The organism is Amycolatopsis sp. NPDC028719 (assembly GCF_055565395.1).
Map to the genome: position 1 here is coordinate 31,339 of NZ_JBVHUL010000018.1, position 19,630 is coordinate 50,968.

General features: G+C 71.1%; 13 protein-coding genes and 2 pseudogenes. 1 reads left to right on the forward strand and 14 read right to left on the reverse strand.

The genetic code is table 11. The annotated features are described in order from the left end of the window. Positions 1–7: 7 nt before the first annotated feature. The 14 genes and pseudogenes from araA to ACZ4TR_RS47885 form a co-directional block, all read right to left on the reverse strand. Positions 8–1,507 carry an L-arabinose isomerase gene (araA, locus tag ACZ4TR_RS47820; protein ID WP_364518973.1) on the reverse strand — a complete coding sequence of 500 codons (1,500 nt, stop codon included), beginning with the start codon at positions 1,505–1,507 and terminating at the stop codon, positions 8–10. Positions 1,508–1,523: 16 nt separating this feature from the next. Then, a complete protein-coding gene (locus tag ACZ4TR_RS47825; protein WP_364518972.1) occupies positions 1,524–2,204 on the reverse strand; it encodes an L-ribulose-5-phosphate 4-epimerase in 681 nt (226 codons plus the stop codon). Continuing rightward, entirely contained in the window at positions 2,204–3,841 is a 1,638-nt protein-coding gene (araB, locus tag ACZ4TR_RS47830) for a ribulokinase (protein WP_465295697.1), read from the reverse strand. Before araB ends, ACZ4TR_RS47825 begins: the two co-directional genes overlap by 1 nt. Positions 3,842–3,914: 73 nt before the next feature. After that, on the reverse strand, positions 3,915–7,724 hold the full coding sequence (locus tag ACZ4TR_RS47835; RefSeq protein WP_465295699.1) for a LamG-like jellyroll fold domain-containing protein: 3,810 nt from the start codon (positions 7,722–7,724) through the stop codon (positions 3,915–3,917). 58 nt (positions 7,725–7,782) lie between these two features. Then, the gene (yjfF, locus tag ACZ4TR_RS47840; protein ID WP_364518967.1) at positions 7,783–8,766 is read right to left on the reverse strand and encodes a galactofuranose ABC transporter, permease protein YjfF; all 984 of its coding nucleotides are present in this window, start codon (positions 8,764–8,766) and stop codon (positions 7,783–7,785) included. Further along, positions 8,763–9,818, reverse strand: a complete 1,056-nt coding sequence (locus ACZ4TR_RS47845) for an ABC transporter permease (protein WP_465295701.1) — start codon at positions 9,816–9,818, stop codon at positions 8,763–8,765. Before ACZ4TR_RS47845 ends, yjfF begins: the two co-directional genes overlap by 4 nt. After that, positions 9,815–11,317, reverse strand: coding sequence for a sugar ABC transporter ATP-binding protein (locus ACZ4TR_RS47850; RefSeq protein ID WP_465295854.1), 1,503 nt, complete (start codon positions 11,315–11,317; stop codon positions 9,815–9,817). Before ACZ4TR_RS47850 ends, ACZ4TR_RS47845 begins: the two co-directional genes overlap by 4 nt. Before the next feature lie 104 nt (positions 11,318–11,421). After that, positions 11,422–12,423, reverse strand: coding sequence for an ABC transporter substrate-binding protein (locus ACZ4TR_RS47855; RefSeq protein ID WP_465295703.1), 1,002 nt, complete (start codon positions 12,421–12,423; stop codon positions 11,422–11,424). 56 nt (positions 12,424–12,479) lie between these two features. Continuing rightward, a complete protein-coding gene (locus tag ACZ4TR_RS47860; protein ID WP_465295705.1) occupies positions 12,480–13,523 on the reverse strand; it encodes a LacI family DNA-binding transcriptional regulator in 1,044 nt (347 codons plus the stop codon). Between the two features lie 308 nt (positions 13,524–13,831). Further along, positions 13,832–14,779 (reverse strand): endonuclease/exonuclease/phosphatase family protein, encoded by a 948-nt coding sequence (locus ACZ4TR_RS47865; RefSeq protein ID WP_465295856.1) that lies wholly within the window; start codon positions 14,777–14,779, stop codon positions 13,832–13,834. Between the two features lie 8 nt (positions 14,780–14,787). Beyond that, entirely contained in the window at positions 14,788–15,711 is a 924-nt protein-coding gene (locus ACZ4TR_RS47870) for a D-alanyl-D-alanine carboxypeptidase family protein (protein ID WP_465295707.1), read from the reverse strand. Between the two features lie 414 nt (positions 15,712–16,125). After that, a pseudogene (locus ACZ4TR_RS47875) lies at positions 16,126–16,965 on the reverse strand (glycoside hydrolase family 16 protein); the annotation flags it as partial. A 170-nt stretch (positions 16,966–17,135) separates the two neighbouring features. Beyond that, the gene (locus ACZ4TR_RS47880; RefSeq protein ID WP_465295709.1) at positions 17,136–17,336 is read right to left on the reverse strand and encodes a hypothetical protein; all 201 of its coding nucleotides are present in this window, start codon (positions 17,334–17,336) and stop codon (positions 17,136–17,138) included. A gap of 1,292 nt (positions 17,337–18,628) precedes the next feature. Further along, a pseudogene (locus ACZ4TR_RS47885) lies at positions 18,629–18,712 on the reverse strand (oxidoreductase); the annotation flags it as partial. A 219-nt stretch (positions 18,713–18,931) separates the two neighbouring features. On the opposite strand from ACZ4TR_RS47885, the gene ACZ4TR_RS47890 reads away from it, so the two are divergent. Continuing rightward, the gene (locus ACZ4TR_RS47890; protein WP_364528359.1) at positions 18,932–19,549 is read left to right on the forward strand and encodes a LysE/ArgO family amino acid transporter; all 618 of its coding nucleotides are present in this window, start codon (positions 18,932–18,934) and stop codon (positions 19,547–19,549) included. The last annotated feature ends 81 nt before the right edge of the window (positions 19,550–19,630 follow it).

The window sequence follows — 19,630 nt, forward strand, 5'->3', positions numbered from 1 at the left end:
TGCCGCGTCAGAACCCTTGGGCGAGGCGGTGGTAGGCCTGGTTCCAGCGGATGCGGTCGGCGAAGCCGTGCGGCGTGGTGTCCTTGTCGATCACCAGCAGCTCGACCCCGAGCAGGTTCGCGAAGTCGCGAAGGGTTTCGGTGCTCACCGCCTGGGTCAGCACGGTGTGGTGCGGGCCGCCGGCCGTGATCCACGATTCGGCGGACGTCGACAGCGACGGCGCCGGCTCCCACACCGCCCGCGCCACGGGCAGGTTGGGCAGCGGCTCGTCGGGCGCGACGACCTCGATCTCGTTGGCCACCAGGCGGAACCGGTCGCCGAGGTCGACCAGGCCGAGGGTGACACCGGGGCCGGGCGCGGCGTCGAACACCAGCCGGACGGGGTCCTCGCGGCCGCCGATGCCGAGGGCGTGGATCTCGCACGACGGCTTCGCGGCCGCGATGCTGGGGCAGACCTCCAGCATGTGCGCGCCGAGGATCTTCGGCGTGCCCGGCCCGAAGTGGTAGGTGTAGTCCTCCATGAACGACGTGCCGCGCTCGGCGCCCACGCCCATCGCCTTGACCGCGGCCAGCAGCGCCGAGGTCTTCCAGTCGCCCTCGCCGCCGAAGCCGTAGCCGTCGGCCATCAGCCGCTGCACCGCGAGGCCGGGCAGCTGGCGCAGGCCGCCGAGGTCCTCGAAGTTCGTGGTGAACGCCCCGAACCCGCCGTCGGTGAGGAACTTGCGCAGGCCCGCTTCGATCCTGGCCGCGTACCGGAGCGACTCGTGCCGCGCTCCCCCGGCCGCCAGCTCCGGGACGACGTCGTAGTCCTCGGCGTACTGGGCGACGAGCGAGTCCACATCGGCAACTTGATCGACCAGTTCCACCAGGTCGTTCACGCCGTAGGTGTTGACCGAGACGCCGAACCGCAGCTCGGCCTCGACCTTGTCCCCCTCGGTGACGGCGACGTCGCGCATGTTGTCGCCGAACCGCGCCAGCCGCAGGTTGCGCAGGTGGTCGGCGCCGATCGCGGCGCGGGCCCAGGCGTCGATCCGCGCGACGACGGCCGGGTCGGAGACGTGCCCGGCGACGGTCTTCCGCGGCACTCCGAGGCGCGTCTGGATGAACCCGAACTCGCGGTCGCCGTGCGCGGCCTGGTTGAGGTTCATGAAGTCCATGTCGATGGTGGACCACGGCAGGGCTTCGTTGAGCTGGGTGTGCAGGTGCAGCAGCGGCTTGCGCAGCGCGTCCAGCCCGGTGATCCACATCTTCGCGGGCGAGAAGGTGTGCATCCACGCGATGACGCCGACGCAGGCGGCGTCGGCGTTGGCTTCCTGCAGCACCCGCCGGATCGACGAAGCTTCGGTCAGCACCGGCTTGCCGACGATCTCGGCCGGCAGCCCACCGGCGGCCGCCAGGAGCTGCTGGATCCGCAGGGACTGGCCGGCGACCTGCTCGAGGGTCTCTTCGCCGTAGAGGGCCTGGCTCCCGGTGAGGAACCAGAGCTGGGGTTTCGACGCGCGGGTCATCGTTCTCCTCGGAAGTTCAGTGCTGGCCGTAGACGTTCTGGTACCGGGCGTAGAGCCGGTCGACGTCCTCGGGCGGCAGGGGTTCGGGCGTGCCGAGCTCGAAGGCCTTGTGCACGGTGCGGGCGACGTCCTCGACCATCACCGCGGCCTTGACGGCGTCGCGGGCGGTGCGGCCGACGGTGAACGGGCCGTGGTTGCGCATCAGCACGGCCTTGGAGCGGCTCGTGCGCAGCGTTTCGACGATGCCGCGGCCGATGGAGTCGTCCCCGATCAGGGCGAACGGCCCGACCGGGATCTCCCCGCCGAACTCGTCGGCGATCATCGTGAGCACGCACGGGATCGGCTCGCCGCGCGCGGCCCACGCGGTGGCGTACGTCGAGTGCGTGTGGACGACCCCGCCGATCTCCGGCATGTGCCGGTAGACGTAGGCGTGCGCGGCGGTGTCCGACGACGGCGCGAGGTCGCCGTGGACGAGTTCGCCGTGCAGGTCGGTGACGACCATGGTGTCGGCCGACAGGTCGTCGTAGGACACGCCCGACGGCTTGATCACCATCAGCTCACGGCCGGGCACCCGGGCCGAGACGTTGCCCGCGGTCCAGATGACCAGCGCGTTGCGGGTCAGCTCGCCGTGCAGGTTCGCCACGGTTTCCCGCAGCTCGGCGACGGTGTCGAGGACTTCTCCGGTCAGGGAGGACATCAGGATCGTCCTTTCGCGACGGCGCGACGGCGGGCCGCCAAGCGGTGCATGACATCGTTGGCGCCGCGGCCGAAGTAGTCGTGCAACGCCGTGTATTCGGCGTACAGCTCGTCGTAGGCGACGACGTGCGCGGGCACCGGCCGGTACACCGCGCGTTCGACCGAACCCATCGCCGCGGCGGCCGCGCGGATGTCCGGGTGGGCTCCGGCCGCGACGGCCGCGTGGATGGCCGAACCGAGCGCGGGCCCCTGGTCGGAGCCGATGACCGACAGCGGCAGGTTCGTGACGTCGGCGTAGATCTGCATCAGCAGCGCGTTCTTGACCAGGCCGCCGGCGATGATCAGCTCGGTGACCGGAACCCCGGCCTCGCCGAAGGTCTCGATGATCTTCCGGGTACCGAAGGCGGTGGCCTCCAGCAACGCCCGGTAGGTGTCCTCGGCACGGGTGGCCAGCGTCTGGCCGACGATGACGCCGGACAGCTCGTGGTCGACCAGGACCGACCGGTTGCCGAGGTGCCAGTCGAGCGCGACCAGGCCGTGTTCGCCGATCTCCTGCCGGGCGGCGAGCCGGGTGAGGTGCTCGTGGCCCTCGTAGGACGCCGGGACGCCGTGCTCGACGAACCACCCGAAGATGTCGCCGACGCCGCTCTGCCCGGCTTCGTACCCCCACAGCCCGGGGACGATGCCGCCGTCGACGACCCCGCACATGCCGGGGACCTCGTGCAGCTCGGCGCCGTTCATCACGTGGCACGTCGAGGTGCCCATGATCGCCACCATCTGCCCGGGCTCGACGGCCTGGGCGGCGGGCGCGGTGACGTGCGCGTCGACGTTGCCGACCGCGACCGCGATGCCTTCGGGCAGCCCGGTCCAGGCGGCGGCTTCGGCGGACAGGGAACCGGCACGGGAACCCAGCTGACCCAGCGGGTGGTCGAGCTTGTCGGCCACGAAGGACTCGAAGCCGGGCGCGAGCTCGTGGAGGAAGTCGCGGCTCGGGTACTGGCCGTCCTGCAGGATGCCCTTGTAGCCGGCCGTGCACGCGTTGCGGACGTAGGAGCCGGTCAGCTGCCAGACGATCCAGTCGGCCGCCTCGACCCAGTGCCGCATCGCCGCGTAGACGTCCGGGGCCTCTTCGAACACCTCGAGTCCCTTGGCGAACTCCCACTCCGACGAGATCAGCCCGCCGTAGCGCGGCAGCCACTTCTCGCCGCGGGTGCGGGCCAGCTCGTTGATCCGGACGGCCTGCGGCTGGGCCGAGTGGTGCTTCCACAGCTTGACGTAGGCGTGGGGGTTGCCCTCGAACTCGGGCAGCTCGCACAGCGGCGTGCCGTCGGCGGTCGTGGGGACCATGGTGCACGCGGTGAAGTCGGTGCCGATGCCGACGACGTCGGCCGGGTCGGCGCCCGCGTCCCGCAACGCCGCCGGTACGGCGTGGCGAAGGACTCCGACGTAGTCCGCGGGCACCTGCAGTGCCCAGTCCGGCGGCAGTGCGCGGCCGGTCGCGGGCAGCGTCTCGTCGAGCACCCCGTGCGGGTACTCGAACACGGCGGAGCCGAGTTCCGCTCCGTCACGGACCCGCACGACCACCGCGCGGCCCGACAGCGTGCCGAAGTCGACGCCGACGGTGAGTGGTTCAGCCACGGTGTCCTCTCCCTCCTGGTGTGGTGACCGGGACGCGGCGCGGGCGGCGGTGGACGCGCCGCGCCCCGGGGGTCTAGCGGCCGGTGATGACGAGCGTCGTCACCGAATTGGCGGGCAAAGTCAGCTTCGAGGTCGCCGCCAGCCCGGTGATCTCCCTGGTCTGCGGCACGATGGCGGTCGGCGCGGCGAGACTGTTGCGTCCCGCCGGGTCGCCGGTGAGCGTGGTGAGCGTCCCGGTGCCGTCGACCGCCGTGACGCCGGTGAGCGCCAGCCGCGCGGTCTGCACCTGCCCGGTCGGGTTGACGAGCTTGACCGTGAACGTCTTCCGGCCGTTCTTGGTGGTCACGTTGACCACCTGCCGCAGCGGGCTGCCCTGGTTGAGGCGGCTGGTCACGATCTGCTTGCCGAGCGTGCTGGAGAACATCTGCTGCACCCAGTACGACGGCGAGCCGTAGCTGCTCCCGGCGTCGAGGCCGATCAGGTTGACCGGCCAGTTGGACTGGTTCTCGTGCACCAGCACCGGCGCGTACATCGAGCCGATGACGATGTCGCTGTTGCGTTCCAGCCCGGTCAGGAACGCGGCTTCGCCGATCGCGGCGGCCAGGGTGCCGGTGGGCCGGCCGTCCTGGGCACCGTACTCGCCGACGAGGATCTCCGGGCCGCTGCGATCAGCCGTGTCGTAGCGGGTCGAGTTGTCGGTGAACCACTGCGGCGACTGGTAGTAGTGGTCGTCCACGGCGTCCGGGCGCACGCCGGTCGGCGTGCTCGACGCCGCCCCGCCCTGCAGGCCGCCGGTCGTGGCGATGACCGTCAGCTGCGGGTACTTCGCCTTGATGGCGGTGTACATGTCGGTGAAGCGCCAGGCGTAGCTGCCCGAGGTGTCGAACCAGTCCTCGTTGCCGACCTCGACGTAGCGCAGGTCGAACGGCGCCGGGTGCCCGTCGGCCACCCGCTTGGCGCCCCACGTCGTCGAAGCGTCGCCGATGGCGTACTCGATCTCGTCGAGGGCTTCCTGGACGTACTGCGGGTAGTCGGCCTGGTCGACGTGCTGGCCGTTGAGGGTGTAGCCGGCGAACAGCCCGAGCAGCGGCTGGGCGCCGATGTCCTCGGCCAGCTTGAGGTAGTCGAGGATGCCGAAGCCGTCGGTGGACCAGTAGCCCCACGCGGTGTTCTGGTGGCCGGGCCGCTGTTCCAGGGGGCCGATGGTGTTCTTCCACGCGAACCGCGTGTCGAGGGTGTTGCCCTCGAGGTAGTTGCCGCCCGGGACACGGAAGAGGCCGAGCTTCATCGCGGCGAGCTTCTGGCCGAGGTCCAGGCGGACGCCGTGGTTCTTGAAGGTCGGCGGGAAGAGCGACACCTGCTGGAACCAGGCGTCCCCGGCGAGTGCCTTCTTCCCCTTGTTCACCAGCGAGACGACGATCCGGTTGTCGGTGGACGCGGTGATCGTCGACGGCGTGGTGAAGGTGAACGTCTGCTGCGCCCAATCCGCGCCGGCCGGCTGGACGTCCTTGCTCGCCAGCACGGTGCCGTCCGGCTTCTCCAGGCTGACCCGGACCGCGCCGGTCCACGTGCCCTTGGCGAAGAAGCTGCCGGTGTACTTGGTGGACGGCTTCGCGGCGACGCCGTAGTAGCCGACGTTGGCGGCCGCGACCCGGCCACCGGCCGGAACGGCGTCGGCGTGCAGCTTCAGGGACCGGTCGAGCGCGGTGTTCAGGGGGGTCGCGGTGTCGATGGCGTAGGTGCCGGTGGCGCCCGCCGAGGTGAGCAGGGACCAGTACGGGACCGGCGTGTTGCCCGCGCCGCTGCCGGGCTGGTAGCCCTCCTTGAAGGTGCGGTTGCGGACGAGTTCGGCGTAGAGCCCGCCTTCGACGGAGTGGCTGATGTCCTCGAGGATCGAGCCGTACGTCGTCGGCCGGGTGTTGGCGCGGACGACGTTGGCGTCGACCGCCAGCTGATTGGCGCCGGCGAGGGCGCCGATCTGGGCCGCGGTCAAGGGGAAGCGACGCAGTTCGACCTCGTCGATCGCGCCGGTGAACCCGGCCCCCACGGTGAACGGCGCCGCGGCGGTGCCCGAGGCCGGGCAGGCGGAGACGTCGAGCGTGGTCCCCGACGGCGTGCCGCAGGTGCTGGTGACCGCGGCCGCGTCGCCGTCGGCGTAGACGGTGAACCGCTGCGACGCGCGGTCCAGCACGACGGCGGCGTGGTGCCAGTTGCCGTCGGCGAGGCCGCCGCCGGTGGCGGTCACCTGGATGGTGCCGACGCGGGCGGTGAGCTTGCCGCTGGCCACGCCGAGCGCGTAGCCGTCGCCGTGGCCGACCAGGGTGCCGTCGCCGGTGGTGCGGAACCACGCGGCCAGGGAGAGCGAGCCGGTGCCGGTGTCGAACGCGGGCGAGGTGCCCATGTCCACAGTGGACTTCCCGTCGAGCTGCACGGCCTTGCCCGAGGCGCCCGCGGTCCAGGTCGCTCCGCGCAGGGTGCCGTCGGCGGCGTTCGCGCTCGAGTCGCGGGTGATCGTGCCGGCGCCCTCGTCGAAGTGCCACGTCCCGCTCGCGGCCAGGGCGGCAACGGCGGACGCGGTCAGCGGCGTCGGGTACGCGCGGACGTCGTCCACTCCCCCGGCGAACCAGTCGGCCGGGCTGCCGGCCCACTTGCCGCGGCCGATGACGAGGTGCCCGCCCGCGGTCCACGGCGTGGTGAACGGGACGCTCTGCTGCAGGGTTCCGTTGACGTACAGGGAAAGCGTGCCGGCCGCGCGGTTGTAGACGCCCACCACGTGCTGCCACTGGTCGGCCTGCGCGGGCAACGTGGAGACGGCCGAGGACGACGCCGAGTCGCCGTCGGAAGCGCGGCGGGTGAAGGCGAAACGGCCGTCGGCGGCGCGCTGGAGGTAGAAGCCGCTGATCGCGTCGCCGTCGACGCTGACCGCGGTCCGGAAGCCGGTGGCCGCGGTCGGCTTGACCCATGCGGAGACGGAGAAGCTCTGCGCGGTGTCGACGACCGGCGCCGGGACGTCGACCGCGGCGTCGGTGCCGTCGAGCGTGACGCCGTGCGGGCCGACGACGCCGTCGCCCCAGGTGGCGCCCCCGGTGAGGGTGGCGGTGCGCGCGTCGAGGGAGTCGTCGGCCGCGGTGGTGCCGGTCCCCTCGTCGAGACCCCAGTGGCCGGCGATCGCCAGCCGGGCGGCGTCGGCCGCGCTCAGCGCGCCGGAGTAGGCGCGGACGTCGTCGATCGACCCGTCGACGTAGTCCACCGGGTTGCCGCCGTACTTGCCGCGGCCGATCACCAGGTGGCCGGTACCGGCCCAGCCGGCCGGCGCGGACACCGTCGCCTGGCGGGTGCCGTCCACGTAGAGGGCCAGGGTCGACGCGGCCGCGTCGAACACGCCGGTGAGCTGGTACCACTGGCCGGCGACGGGATCGAAGTTCGCCGAAGCGACGACGCCGTCGGCCGGCGCGTCCCCGGCGAGCCGGGTGAAGGCGAAGCGGCGGGAGTCGTCGCGGAACTGCAGGAAGAAGTTGCTGACCTGGGTGCCGTCGACGCTGACGAACGTCTGGAAGCCGGTCGTCTTGTCGAGCTTGACCCAGCTGCTGACGGAGAAGCTCTTCGTGGTGTCCAGCACCGGCGCGCCGGCATCGGCGAACCCCCTGGACCCGTCGGTCGTCAGGGCTCCCCCGCGGATCCCCGGCCCCCAGCCCGCGCCGCCGTTCACCGTGGCGGGGTGTTCACCGGCGCTGTCGGCGGCCGTCGTCCCGCTGCCCTCGTCGAACGTCCAGTGCCCGGCGAGCGCCGAAGCGGGATCGGCCGTGGCGGCCGTCACCGGGACGGCGCAGCACAGCGCCAGGGCGGCGAGCACGGCCATGGGCCGCCGCAGTCTGCGGAGCATGACTCTCCCTCGAGTGGGTGCGGAAGCCGCACTTTCACGTGAAAGTGCGGCTTCCGCGCTAGCGGGTCCGTCGGGTGACGAGGCGTTGCAGGACGATGAAGACGAACAGGAGGGCCCCGGTGATGATCGAGGTCCACCAGGAGTTGAGGGTGCCGTCGAAGGTGATCAGCGTCTGGATGATGCCCAGCACCATGATCCCGAGCACGGTGCCCAGCACGTAGCCGGAGCCGCCGGTGAGGATGGTGCCGCCGATGACGACCGCGGCGATCGCGGTCAGCTCCAGGCCGACGCCGTTGAGCGGGTCGCCGGACGACTTGTACAGCACCAGCAGCAGGCCGCCGAGGGCCGAGCAGAATCCGCTGATCGTGTACACCGCGATCTTGGTGCGGCCGGTCTTGAGGCCCATCAGCATCGCCGACTGCGCGTTGCCGCCGATCGAGTACACCGTGCGCCCGAACCGCGTGAAGGCCAGCACGTAGGCGGCCACGGCGACGACGATCAGCGCGGCGACCACGCTGATCGAAATGTGCAGCTCCCCGCCGAGCGGGATCTGCGTCTGGGCGAGCGTCGCGATCGTCGCGTTGTCGATCGAGTAGGCCTCCGTGCTGATCGTGTAGCAGAGCCCGCGCGCGAAGAACATCCCGATCAGCGTGGCGATGAACGGCTGGATCTCGAAGAAGTGGATGAGCGCGCCCATCCCGGCGCCGAGCAGCGCGCCGACCACCAGCACCACCGCGATCGCCGCGTACGCGGGCCAGCCGTGCTTCTGCAGCAGGTCGCCGGAGATCACCGTGGACAGGGCGACGACCGAGCCGACGGACAGGTCGATGCCGCCGGTGAGGATCACGAACGTCATCCCGACCGCGACCACGAGCAGGAAGGCGTTGTTGATGAACAGGTCGAGCACGACCTGCCCGGACCCGAACGCCTCGTAGCTCGACGCGCCGAAGATGTAGGCCCCGATCAGCAGCGCCATCGTCGCGAGGATCGGCAGGTGCCGCTGCTGCGGCCGGTAGCCCTTGATGCGGGTGAGCGTGGTCATGCGCCGACCTCGACCTTCTCCGGGGCCGGTGCCGGCTCCGGGCTGACCGGATGGGCCCGCTGCCGCCCGCGGAACTTGCGGCGGAACGCGGGCGACTGCAGGAGGCACACCGCCAGCACGACCACGGCCTTGAACAGCATGATCGCCTCGGGCGGGATGCCGAGGGCGTAGACGGTGGTGGTCAGCGTCTGGATGAGCAGCGCGCCGATCACCGCCCCGCCGAGGGAGAACCGGCCGCCGGTCAGCTGCGTGCCGCCGACGACGACGGCGAGGATCGCGTCGAGCTCGATGAACAGCCCGGCGTGGTTCGCGTCGGCGCTGTGCACGTTCGCGCTGATCATCAGCCCGGCGATGCCCGCGCACAGTGCGCAGAAGACGTAGACGAGCCAGGTCAGGCGCGCCGAGCGGAGCCCGGCCAGCCGGCTGGCCTCCGGGTTGCCGCCGACGGCCTCGACGAGCAGGCCGAGCGCGGAGCGGCGGACCAGCAGCGAAGCGAGCACGAACACCGCCAGCGCGATGAGGATGGCGCCGGGCAGCGTGAACAGGAACCCGCTGCCGATCCACTCGAAGGAGTGGGAGTTGACCGTGATGATCTGCCCGCCGGAGATCAGCTGCGCGATCCCCCGCCCGGCGACCATGAGGATCAGCGTGGCGATGATCGGCTGGATGCCCAGCACCGCGACGAGCCAGCCGTTCCACACCCCCAGCAGGAGCGAGAGGCCGAGCGCCAGCCCGAACGCCACCAGCGTGGTGCCGACGCCGTCCGGGTTGTCGCTGACCCAGAGACAGGCGAGCGCGCCGCTGATCGCCACGACCGAACCGACCGAGAGGTCGATGCCCCGGGTGGCGATGACGAGCGTCATGCCGATCGCGATGAGGATCAGCGGGGCGCCGTTCTTCAGGATGTCGACGAGGTTCCCGTACAGGTGACCGTCGCGCAGTTCGATCGAGAAGAACGCCGGGCTCGCGATGAGGTCGCCCACCAGCAGCGCCAGCAAGGCCACCACGGGCCAGAAGAGCCGGTGTTTCGTCAATCCCGTCAGAGCTGTCATGCCTGCACCCCCTCGGCCATCGTGGCCATGACGTCGTCCGCGGTGAGTCCCTGGTTTTCCCGTTGCGCCACCACTTTCCGGTCGCGCAGCACCACGACCCGGTGGCTCAGCCGGAGCACCTCCTCCAGCTCGGCGGAGATGTACACGACGGCCATGCCGTCGGCCGAGAGCTGGGTGACCAGCCGCTGGATCTCCGTCTTGGCGCCGATGTCGATGCCGCGGGTCGGCTCGTCGAGGATGAGCAGCCGTGGCTCGGTGATGAGCCAGCGCGCGAGCAGCACCTTCTGCTGGTTGCCGCCGGAGAGGTTGCCGACCAGGGCCTCGGGGTCGGCGGGGCGGATGTCGAGGGTCTCGATGTACTTCCGCGCGATTTCGTCCTGGCGCCGGCGGGACAGCGGCCGCGCCCAGCCGCGGGAGGCCTGCAGCGCCAGGACGATGTTCTCGCGGACGGTCAGTTCCTCGACCAGCCCCTCGGACTTGCGGTTTTCCGAGAGGAACGCGATGCGGTGGTCGAGCCCGGCGCGCGGGGTGCGCAGGTTCGTGGCTTCGCCGTCGATCGTCACCGAGCCGCTGTCGGCGTGGTCGGCGCCGAAGAGCAGCCGGGCGAGCTCGGTGCGCCCGGACCCGAGCAGCCCGGCCAGCCCGACGACCTCGCCGGCGTGGACGTCGAGGCTGAACGGCTCGACACCGCCCTTGCGGCCGAGGTCTTCGGCGGACAGGAGCACCGGAGCGCCGGCGACCTCGGCCCGGCTGGGCCCGGAGTCCTCGAGCGTCTCCAGGACCCGCAGCTCCTTGCCGATCATCTTGGTGACGAGCTCGACGGGCGTGATGTCCGCCGTGCGGTACTCGCCGATCAGCTTTCCGTTGCGCAGCACGGTCATCCGGTCGGCGACGGCGAAGACCTGGTCGATGAAGTGGGAGACGAACAGGATCGCCAGCCCCTGGTCGCGCAGCGACCGGACGACCTCGAGCAGCTGCTCGACCTCGCCGGTGTCCAAACTGGACGTCGGCTCGTCGAGCACCAGGACCCGCGCGTCGACGTCGAGGGCGCGGGCGATGGCGACGAGCTGCTGCACCGCGATCGAGCAGGTGGACAGCTCGGCCGAGACGTCCACGTGGACGTCCAGCCGGGCGAGGAGCTCCTCGGCCCGCCGCCGCATCGGGCCCCACTGGATGCGGCCGAAGCGGCGGGGTTCCCGGCCGAGGCAGACGTTCTCCGCCACGGACAGGTTCGGGCAGAGGTTGACTTCCTGGTAGACCGTGCTGACGCCGGCCTGCTGGGCCTCCCCGGGCCCGCTGAAGGCGACGGCGCCGCCGTTCAGCTCGATCGTGCCCGCGTCCACCCCGTACACCCCGGTGAGCACCTTGATGAGGGTGGACTTGCCGGCGCCGTTCTCTCCCATCAGGGCGTGGACCTCGCCGGGGAACATCCGGAACGCGACGTCGTCCAGGGCGAGGACGCCGGGGAACTCCTTGCGGATACCGCTCATCCGCACCATGGGCTGCGGTTCAGGCATTTGGTGTGCTCCGGGGTGGACGCGGGGGTCGTGAGTGGGAAACAGGGTCGGAACGCTGCTTCTCACTCACGACCCGCGGGCTGCGGTCAGTACTGGCGCTGCGGCAGCGCGGCCTTGGCCGACGCCTGGTCGAACTCGGTCTCCTGGGTCTCGATGCGGGCGGGCACCTGCTCGCCGGCGGAAACCTTCTTCACCAGGTCCATCAGCTGCGGGCCGAGCAGCGGGTTGCACTCGACGACGTGGTTGATCTTGCCGTCGGCCAGTGCCTGCAGCGCGTCCTTCACGCCGTCGACCGAGACGATCTTGATGTCCTTGCCCGGGACCTTGCCCGCCGCCTCGATCGCCTCGATGGCGCCGAGCGCCATGTCGTCGTTGTGGGCGTAGAGGACGTCGATCTTGGGCTGCGACTTCAGGAAGGCCTCCATGACCTCCTTGCCCTTGGCGCGGGTGAACTCACCGGTCTGCGACGCGACGATCTTGTACTTCGGGTCCGCCGCGATGACGTCCGCGAAGCCCTTCTTGCGGTCGTTGGCCGGCGCCGAACCCGTGGTGCCCTGCAGTTCGACGATGTTGACCTGGCCGGTGGCGCTGCCGTACTCCTTGGTCAGCCACTCCCCCGCCTTCTTGCCCTCGGCGATGAAGTCGGAGCCGAGGAAGGTCTTGTAGAGCGACTTGTCCGGCGAGTCGATCGCCCGGTCGGTGAGGATGACCGGGATGTTGGCCGTCTTGGCCTCCTTGAGCACGGTGTCCCAGCCGGACTCCACGACCGGCGAGAAGGCGATGACCTTGACCTTCTGCTGGATGTAGGAGCGGATCGCCGAGATCTGGTTCTCCTGCTTCTGCTGCGCGTCGGAGAACTTCAGCTCGATGCCCGCGGTCTTCGCCGACTCCTGGATCGACTTGGTGTTGGCCGTTCGCCACCCGCTCTCGGCGCCCACCTGGGCGAAGCCGAGCGTGATCGCCCCGCCGGAGCCACCGGAGGAACCACCACTCCCGCAGGCGGTGAGCAGCACGAGTCCGGCCGCCGCGGCCGCCGCGGCGGCCCATCGCTTCTTCAGCACGTTCACTCCTCGATCGACGGTGATCATTTTTGTTAGCGTTAACATCCGGAGCTGGTCTTCTTCTGTTCGGCGCGCGTGCGGCGCTAACGCGGCCCGGTGCTTTCGCGGACGATCAGCTCGGGCACGACCAAGGCGCGCGCGTGCCGGTCGCCCCCGCCCATCCGCTGGGTGAGCAGGCCGAACGTACGCCGGCCGACTTCGATGAAGTCCTGGCGCACCGTGGTCAGCGGCGGCGTGAAGTACGCCGCCTCGGGCACGTCGTCGAAGCCCGCGACGCGCACGTCCCGCGGCACCGAAACGCCGGCCTCGGCGAACGCGCGGAGCAGGCCGAGCGCCATCTGGTCGTTGCCGGCGAAGACGGCGTCGAGGTCGCCTTGCTTGGCGAGGGATCGCCCCGCCTCGTAGCCGGAGCGCGAGCTCCAGTCGCCCCGGATCACCTCGGGCACGTCCACGCCGTGGCGTTCCAGGGTTTCCCGCCAGCCGAGCTCGCGGTCGCGGGCCTCCAGCCAGTCCTCCGGCCCGGCGACGTGCCAGACCGTGCGGTGCCCCAGGGCGAGGAGGTGCTCGGTGGCGCGGCGGGCACCGTCGCGCTGGTCGACGGAGATCACCGGGACCGGCGCGGCCTCGCCGCCGCCGACGGCGACGACCGGGAAGTCCGCGGGCGCGGCTTCCAGGGCGCGGCCCGCGGTGACGTGCGGGGCGATGACGATGATGCCCTCGACGGCTTGGCGGCGGAGGTTCTCCACCGCGTCGGCGATCGACGACCGCCCGGGCCGGCTGACACTGGAGATCGTGATCGCGTACCCGGCTTCGCGGGCGGCGTTCTCGATGCCGTAGAGCGTGCTGGCCGGACCGTACAGATTGGACTCGAGTGCGACGACACCGAGCGTGCCGGTGCGTCCGGTGACGAGCGCGCGGGCCGCCGAGTTCGGGCGGTAGCCCAGTTCTTCGATGGCGGCGAGCACCCGGGCGCGGGTTTCGGGGCGCACCGGGCCGGTCCCGTTGATGACCCGGGAGACGGTCATGTGCGACACGCCCGCCACGCCCGCGACATCGGTCAGGCTGGGCTGCCGCGTACCGGCGGCGTTCACCCTGACAGGGCCGCCGGAGCGGGGTCGTTCGGCCACCGGCGTCCCCTTTCGTCCGCTTCGACGTGGTCGCCGTCACCCATCCGGGTGGCGGCGAGGAGTCAGTGTTAGCGATAACACCAGCGGGGTCAAGACCGGGGTGCGTAACGGTCTAGTCACGTGCGCCGGAGGGCCCGGTGTTCGTGGCTTCGCGGCCCGACCTGCGGGAAGGGTCGTGGGAAATTCACCGGGCGCGGGAGACGGCGGTGTTCAGGGGGCATGTTCGGCCCCCGCGCCGGACGCAGTGAATGACTCATTCCTGGCGTCCGGCGCCTGGAATGAGTCATTCACTGCACCGCCCTCCAGCGTCAGAGCGCCAGGGTGGCCGCGACCGGGAGGTGGTCGCTGCCCGTCGCGGGCAACGTCCACGACGACACCGGCCGCACCCCCGTCACGAAGACCTGGTCGATCCGCGCCAGCGGCAGCCCGGCGGGCCAGCTGAACCCGAACCCGTCGCCCGCGTCGTCCTGCGCGGACCGCATCCGCGCGGTGATGGGCGCGAGAGCCCGGTCGTCGGCCGTGCCGTTGAAGTCGCCGACCAGGATCGTGCGCGGCGTCGGCTCCCCCGCCACCGCGTCGGCGAGCAGGCCGATCGCTTCGTCGCGCCCGGTGGCCGTGAAGCCCGCATCGAGCCGGACGCGGACCGACGGCAGGTGCGCGACGAAGACCGCCACCGGGCCCTTCGGAGTGTCCACTGTGGTCCGGAGCGCGCGGGTCCACGGCATGATCGCCACCGGTCGTGTGTCGCTCAGCGGGAACGTGCTCCAGATCCCGACCGTCCCCTGCACCGAATGGTGCGGGTAGCCGACCGCGAGCGCGTCTTCGTACTTCGGGATCTCGGACTTCTTCAGCTCCTCCAACGCGATCACCTGCGCACCCGAGGCGGCCAGGGCGCGTGCGGTGCCGGCCGGGTCCGGGTTCTCGTCGTTGACGTTGTGGGAGACGATCGTCAGGTCGCCGCCGGCTCCCGTCTTGTCGAACAGCCTGCCGCCGAAGGAGCCGCCCCAGACCAACGCCGGCAGCAGCAGCGACACGAGCGCGAGCGCGGAACGCCGGACGAGCGCCGCCACGAGCAGCGGCAGCACGAGCAGGCCCGTCCACGGCAGGAACGTCTCCAGGAGGCTGCCGGCGTTGCCCACCCAGTTGGGTACCAGCGAGTGCGCCGGCAGGAGCACCGCCGTCAGGACGGAGAACACCGCGATGACCCGGCCACGGCGCCAGGTTCCGCGGTCCGGCGCGGTCGTTTCCGGTTCCAGGGTCGCCGTCACCGGGTCGCCGCCGGCAGTTCCCGCTGGATCGCCGAGATGAGCGTCTCGCTGGTTTCCAGCGCGGCCCGCAGCCCGGCCGCCGGGCTGCCGCCCGGGTTCTGGTGCAGGACGACACCGAGGATCAGCGCGCCGCCGCCGGTCCGCGCCGCCCACATCAGGGCGCCGCCGGCCGCGGTCGACGAGCCTGTCTTCAGCCCGATCACGCCGTGGCGGCCGAGGAGGGTGTTGGTGTTGACGACGTCACCGGGCACGCCGTCGACGCGCAGGCTCGCGGTGCCGACGATCGCGCGGATCACGTCGTTCTTCATGACTTCGCGTGCCAGCCGCAGCTGGTCGGTGGCGGTGCTCGTCGTCGAGTCTTCGACCCCGCTGGCGCCGGTGTAGGTGGTGCTGGTCATGCCGAGCGCGGCGGCCTCGCGGTTCATCTTCGCGACGAACGCTTCCTGACTGCCGGCGTCCCACCGGGCGAGCAGGCGGGCGACGTTGTTGCCGGACGGGACGAGCATGAGCGACAGGAGGTCCCGTTCGCTGATCTCGCGCCCGGCGCGGACCGGGGCGGTCGACTCCTCGGACGACGTCGACTCGGCTTCGGCCTGCTGGTCGACGGTGATCCGCGGGCCCGCCTCACCCCCGGCGAGCGGATGGTCCTTCAGCACGACGTAGGCGGTCATGACCTTGGTGACGCTCGCGATCGGCACCGGCTGCCGATCCCCGCGGCTGCCCAGCGAACCCAGGCCCTGCACCTCGACGCTGGCCTGCCCCTCGGCCGGCCACGGCAGCGGGAGGTCGACAGCGGGCCGTGCGGCACTCGCGCGGCCGTCGACGGTGGGCGGGAAGAGCACCCAGCAGGCCACGGCGAGGGCCACCGCCACGGCGGCGGCGAGCCCGCCGGCGACGGGTGGGATGCGGGTACGGGACATGGGTTCCTCCGGGTGCCGGGGCGCTTCTCGAGCGCACACCGTCACTTTGTCCGGAGAAGATCGCCGGGCCGTCGGGGTTGTTCGACAGGTCTGAACCAGAAATGTCCCGGTTCTGTACCAGAGGCGGGCTCCGACGCCGTGAACGACCCGTTCGCGTTCATGGCACCCGACGGCAGGGCCCCGGCAAAGTCGCCTGCCGGGCCCGCGCCGGGTCGCTTTCACTGCAGTGAATGACTCATTCCTGGCGTCCGGCGCCAGGAATGAGTCATTCACTGCGTCGAGTTCGGGCCGGCATGACCGGCCCCGGCTCCGGAGCGGGCCACCGCCGAGCCGGGCCGGGGCGGAAATGGCGCGGGACCGGCCCCCCTCCGCCGCGCACGGAGAGAAGCCGGTCCCGCTGGTCCGGACCCCTCAGCTCACGTGGACGTAGTCGACCACGAGCTGCTGCGGGAACTGGGTGCTGCCGTCGGGGTCGCCGGGCCAGTAGCCGCCGACCGCCAGGTTCAGGATCACGAAGAAGTCGTGGTTGAACACCCACTGGTTGCCGCCGACGTCGGCCGGTGTGCGGGTCTGGTAGGCGTTGCCGTCGACCGACCAGACGATGCGATCGGCGGACCAGTCGATCGCGTACGTGTGGAAGTCGTCGGAGAAGTTCGGGCCGTTGTAGGCCGCGCCGATGCCGCCCGAACCCGAGTAGCCCGGGCCGTGGATGGTGCCGTGCACGGTGTTCGGCTCGAATCCGACGTTCTCCATGATGTCGATCTCGCCGCACTGCGGCCAGCCGACGTTGCCGATGTCCGAACCCAGCATCCAGAACGCGGGCCACATGCCCTGCCCGCGCGGCAGCTTCATCCGGGCCTCGATGTGCCCGGAGGAGGCGGTGAACTTGCCGGAGGTGTTGAGCCGCGCCGACGTGTACTCGCAGGCGCCGTACCAGCAGTTGTTCCCGCTGTTCTCCTTCTTCGCGGTGATCACGAGGTGGCCCTGGCCGTCGAGCGCCGCGTTGGCGGTGCCGTCGGTGTACCACTGCCGCTCGTGGTTGTTCACGTTGTCGCCGGTTTCGTGAACCCACTTCCCGCCGTCGACCCCGCTGCCCGCCGGGCCGTCGAAGTCGTCTGAGAAGGAAGCCTGCACCGACGCCGGTGCGGCCTGGACCTGCGGTGCGGCCACCAAGGCGCCTGCCATGAGCAGGGCCGCGGGTGCCACCAGCAGGCGGGTCGTCCGCCGCCATCGGGCGGAGTTCCTGGTCGACATCGTCGTCGCCCCTTCCGTTCCGCGGGCGACGGCTGGCGGCTCACCGGCACCCTATTTGTTGTGGATGGCAACAAAGTATGAACGGGCGGGTGGCGAAGAACAAGGTTAACCGGTCGGACATTTTCCGACGAGTACCCGATGGTCCGGACCACCGGGTACTTTCGGGCAACTCAGGCGGCCGAGCGCTGGAGGCAGTCGAGGCCGATGCCCAGCGGAGTCGCCAGGTACTGGCAGATGTGCGTCGAGTGCGCCTCGTCGGCCTGTGCGCAGGCCACCGGCACGCCGGCCAGGTCGACCACGCAGTAGGCGTAGAACTGGTTCCGGTTGCCCGGGACGGGGTCGGCCGAAGCCGGAGCCGCCACGGCGACCACCGCGGAAACCGTGAGCCGCGGCCGTCAGCCGGAGGCGATGCGGGTCTTCATCGTGCTCTCCTTCCGCACTTTCCCTGTGCGCCAGGGGTTTGTGCTGGAGAAGATTCCCCATCGGACGCGCGTTCACCTGCGGGTCACCGGAAAGTGTCACCCCGGCCAGCCGTTCACATCCATGACCATCGTTCAGCTCATTGACGCAGGTCACAGGCCTGACCTATAAAGAGAAAGTCCGGGTGTACGCCGCAACACCTCCGCTGTTCCCGTTCCCGGAGGTTCTTGGTGTCCCCACGAAGCCGTGCCGTTCTCCTCGGTGCCGCCACGATCTCGGCCGCGCTCACACTGACCGGCGCGCAGGCCGCGGCGGCGAACCCGTCCGCCACCGGCCGGGCCGGCGTCTCGACGGCCGCCCAGCTGCAGGCCGCTCTCGCCAACGCCGTCCCGGGCCAGGTGATCGAACTGGCGGCCGGGACCTACCGCGGCTCGTTCGTCACGACGAAGGCCGGCACCGCCACGAAGCCCATCACGCTGTCGGGCCCGGCGAACGCCGTCCTGATCAACGACGGCCCGTCGGGCGAAGCCCCCGGCTGCCCCGCGCCGACCGCGGGCTGGGACTCGGGCTACGGACTGTGGCTCTCCGGCGCGCCGTACTGGAACCTGACCGGCTTCACCGTGCAGGAGTCCAAGAAGGGCATCGTCGTCGACGATTCGCCGCACACGACGATCGACGGCGTGACCGTCCACCACGTCGACGAGGAGGCGGTCCACTTCCGCCGCTCGTCGGCCGACAGCGTGCTGAAGAATTCGACGATCACCTACACCGGACTGGTGCAGCCCGGCTACGGCGAAGGCGTCTACCTCGGCTCGGCCCACTCGAACTGGGCCTGCCACGGCAACTCCGGCGGCGTCGACCGCGGCGACCGGATCCAGGTGCTGGACAACCACATCGGCCCGTTCGTCGCGGCGGAACCCATCGACGTCAAGGAAGGCACCACGGGCGGCCTGATCCGCGGCAACACCTTCGACGGCCGCGGCATCTCCGGCGAGAACTCGGCGGACTCCTGGATCGACGTCAAGGGCATCGGCTACACGATCGAGAACAACACGGGCACCTTCTCCGCGCCCGGCACGTTCGCCAACGGCTACGAGAACCACAACACGAGCACCTCGCCGTCGTTCCCCAACGGCTGCGGGAACGTGTGGCGCGGCAACAAGTCCGATCTCGGCGGTGCCGGCGCCTACGCGATCAAGATCAGCTCGGTGTCGAAGTGCGCGGCGAACCCGAACGTGGTGTACGCGAGTCCGGCCGCGATCGCCGAGCCGATGCCCTGGGTGGACCCGGTGACCAGCGCCGTCTTCCCGCTCAGGTCGACCCGCATCTGAAAACCCTTCCTCGCGTCGGCCTCTTCTCCGGCGCCGATTCAAGCACAGCTGCCCGGGGCGCACCGGCTGGAAAACCGGTTGCCGCACCGGGCCCGTCGCCGCCACCCTCGGCGCATGACCTCGAACCGCACCTCGCTCCCGCCGACCGTCGCCGCGACCCCCGCGCCGGTCCGGCAGCAGCCGGGGCGCCCGCGGAGGTCGAGCACTCCGGCACCGTGACCGGCGCGCTGGTCGCCGGCCTGCTGGCCGGCTACGGCATCGCGATCCCGGTCGGCGCCGTCGCGACCTACCTCGTCGCGCTCACCGCTCGCACGTCGCTGCGCACCGGCCTGGCAGCGGCCCTCGGCGTCGCCACGGCCGACGGCGTGTACGCGCTGGTGGCGGTGCTCGGCGGCGCCGCGGTCGCGGGACTCGTCGCCCCGATCGCCGGGCCGTTGCGGCTGGCGTCGGCCGGGATCCTGCTCGTGCTGGCGATCCGCGGCGCCGTCCTGGCGCTGCGGTCCCACCGCGGCGCGACCGCCCGGCCCGTGACGCCGCTCGCGCCCGGCCGCGCCTACGTCAGCCTGCTCGGCATCACGCTGGTGAACCCGACGACCGTCGTCTACTTCACCGCCCTGGTCGTCGGCGACCGCGCCGGCACCGCGGTGTCGGTGCCCGAGCAGGTCGTGTTCGTGCTCGCCGCGTTCGCCGCCTCGGCGAGCTGGCAGGCCCTCCTGGCCGGCGGCGGGGCCCTGCTCGGCCGGGTCCTCACCGGACCGCGCGGCCGGTTGGTGACGGCGCTGGTGTCGAGCGCGGTGATCGCCGCCCTGGCCGTCCGGCTTGTCCTCACCTGAGGGGGAAACCGTTGCGGTGTAACGGATTGTCCCGTTTCCGGCCGCACGGCGGAAGACGTTCGGCACCCGGTTCCGCGGCTA